The 2,110-nt window shown below is 62.4% G+C and carries 4 protein-coding genes; 2 read left to right on the top strand and 2 right to left on the bottom strand.

Annotated features, from left to right (window positions below; genetic code table 11):
• Positions 1-209: 209 nt before the first annotated feature.
• Entirely contained in the window at positions 210-1,058 is an 849-nt protein-coding gene (locus G5C65_RS36090) for a helix-turn-helix domain-containing protein (protein ID WP_165303274.1), read from the top strand.
• An 11-nt stretch (positions 1,059-1,069) separates the two neighbouring features.
• Positions 1,070-1,264: a DUF397 domain-containing protein gene (locus tag G5C65_RS36085; RefSeq protein WP_165303273.1), complete on the top strand. Its 195-nt coding sequence runs from the start codon at positions 1,070-1,072 to the stop codon at positions 1,262-1,264.
• Positions 1,265-1,312: 48 nt separating this feature from the next.
• On the opposite strand, the gene G5C65_RS36080 is transcribed toward G5C65_RS36085, so the two are convergent.
• A complete protein-coding gene (locus G5C65_RS36080; protein WP_165303272.1) occupies positions 1,313-1,576 on the bottom strand; it encodes a hypothetical protein in 264 nt (87 codons plus the stop codon).
• A gap of 6 nt (positions 1,577-1,582) precedes the next feature.
• A partial coding sequence (locus G5C65_RS36075) for an RHS repeat-associated core domain-containing protein (RefSeq protein ID WP_165303271.1) occupies positions 1,583-2,110 on the bottom strand: 528 nt, incomplete at its 5' end.

Raw genomic sequence — 2,110 nt, 5'->3', positions numbered from 1 at the left:
CGGGACGGGTGGGTGAGTGGGTGCGTCGGGTTGCGGTGCCGCGTGGTGACAGTGCCGCGCCGCCATGGCATGGGGGCGCGGTGCGCTTCCGGGGCCCGCGGTGTACACGTAGCGCGTGTGGTACGTCACCCATAGTGCGGGCCAAACTTGACCTGGGTCAAGTCTGTCCCGGGATATTGTGGTGCCAACTCGCGAGAAGGTAGGGGCACATGGCTGTGCGTAAGCACGTAACCGCACGTCAAGCGCGGTTGGGCCGTGAGCTGCGCAAGTTGAGGGAAGCGGCGGGGCTCACACTCCGGGCGGCGTCCCGGCAGACGGGGATCGACGAGGGACGGCTCTCCAACACCGAGTCAGGCCGTGTCGGAGTGAGCGCCGACCGGGTGCGGTACCTGGCCGAGCAGTACGCATGCCGGGACGGCGCGTTGGTGGACGCGCTTGCCGCCATGGTGATGGGGCAGCCCAGGGGCTGGTGGGACGAGTACCGAGGCAAGCTTCCCCAGGGCTTCCTGGATCTGGCGGAGTTGGAGGAGGCGGCCACGGGCCTGTGTACCTTCGAGAGTGTGCACGTTCCGGGGCTGTTGCAGACGGAGGAGCATGTGCGCGCCATGTACGCCCATCCGGCGTCGCTTTCGCAGGAACAGGTCCGGCTGCGGACGTCGTTCAGGCTGAAGCGCCAATGGCTCCTGAACCAGGGCACCTCGTTGCCCTACGACGCGGTCATTCATGAGGCAGCGCTCAGGGTACGGGTCGGAGACCGTAAGGTCGCGCGCAACCAGCTCCTTCACATCCTTGAGGTGTCGGAGTGGTCGTGCGCGTCCATCCGCGTCATCCCCTTTGATGTGGACGGTTTCACCAGGATGGGCAATCCTGTGTTGTATGTGCGAGGCGCGGTTCCGCAGTTGGACACGGTGCTCCTGGACAGCGCGCGGGGTGGAGCCTTCGTCGACGACGAACGGGAACTTCGCCGCTATGGCGCGCTGTTCGAGAGCGCGAAAGAGATTTCTCTGGACGAGGTAGGTTCCAGGGAACTGATTCAGCGTCTTCTACGGGAATTGTGAGGGCTGTGCGAATGGAACGCCTGGCGTGGACGAAGTCATCCTTCTCCAGCGACGAGGATGCCCCGAACTGCGTGGAGCTGGCCAGAGATGAGGGGGGTGCATTGCGTCTTCGGGAAAGTGAGTCCCCCTCCGAGGTGCTGAGCCCTTCGCGGCGGTCGCTTGCGGGGCTGGTGAGGACGCTGAAGTCGTCCGGTCCCGAAGAGTAGCCTCACGCGCTTAGTTTCGTACGCGCGGTGACAGTAACAGCGTTTCTGTCACTCTTCGCCCAGCAAGTACTTGTCGAGCCAGTGCCATTGGGGGCCACGGTCCCGGAGGGCTAGCAGTCCGTTTTCGAGGCTGGACTCAAGGCTGATGTCATCGCGTCGAACTGGCCCCTCCTCTTTGAGTGGCCCACCTGTGACGACAAAGGTCCACGCATCTCCGCCCTGTTGAAGTCTCTCGCCATCGCATTTGACTAGAGCGGAAGCTCCTGTCTCTGCGAGTTCGAGCATAAGCTTCTCGATGTCCATCCTGCTCACGTCCATTTAGTAGCCTCTGAGCACCTTGGCGATTTCACTGATGTCGTGCGTGTTGCTTTTCGAGACCTTGCTTACGGTGCTCCACAACTCGTCGCGGGTTGGTCCGGATGTGACGTTGTTCCTGCGCATTAGTTCTTCCACCGCGGCAACGGCGGTACGCTTGTTTCCGTTGTCGTACATGTGAGAGCCTGCAATGTCGCGTATTACCACCGCGCTCTTTTCCCAGAAGCTCTCGTATCGACTCGCGTTAATCATGGTGTTTTGTGGACTCCCATGCAAGCGGGTGCCCCCATCGAATCCCTCGTTCATCCTATCTATTTCGTTCGGTGTCACTGGTACCTTAAACCCGCCGTTATCGCTACAGCTCTCCAGCCCGAGCACGTCTACCCATGCGAGGGGGTTGCCGACGTAGCCATGAGGGTTGGGCGCCGGGGCGAGGCCCAACGGGTCGGGGGTCAGGTAGCGGGCGGTTTCGGGGTCGTAGTAGCGGAAGTAGTTGTAGTGGAGGGCGGTTTCGGGGTCGGCGTATTGGCC

It is taken from the genome of Streptomyces boncukensis (assembly GCF_011045075.1).
Taxonomy (GTDB): Bacteria; Actinomycetota; Actinomycetes; order Streptomycetales; family Streptomycetaceae; genus Streptomyces; species Streptomyces boncukensis.
Note: the sequence above shows the minus strand (reverse complement) of the source record. Positions and strands in the feature narration are given on the sequence as shown.